The following is a 264-nucleotide window of genomic DNA, read 5'->3' on the forward strand; positions in this document are numbered from 1 at the left end:
TAGGATAAGTCCTGGCCAAGGCTGTTTTCATGCCAACAACACCATCAGAAAGAAAAAGCTCAACTTGCTTTAAGCCTCGGGATTTCATGTTTTGAAGCATATCTGTCCAGACTTCAATGTTCTCGCTAGGCGCAATGCAGTAGTCAATGACCTCCTTGTGCCCATTAGGCTTGATGCCAATGGCAATATAGACTGCTTCACGCTCAAATGTTTCTCGGCGCAAAGGAAGGTATGTCGCATCCAAATAGACGCAGAAAAACTTGT

Annotated in this window: 1 protein-coding gene; it reads right to left on the reverse strand. The window is 44.7% G+C overall.

The genetic code is table 11. From position 1 onward, the window contains the following. A partial coding sequence (locus tag CP368_RS10300) for a transposase (RefSeq protein WP_199161347.1) occupies positions 1-264 on the reverse strand: 264 nt, incomplete at both ends.

Origin of the sequence: Lactobacillus sp. UMNPBX17, assembly GCF_002553735.1 — a bacterium.
Lineage (GTDB): Bacteria > Bacillota > Bacilli > Lactobacillales > Lactobacillaceae > Lactobacillus > Lactobacillus gallinarum.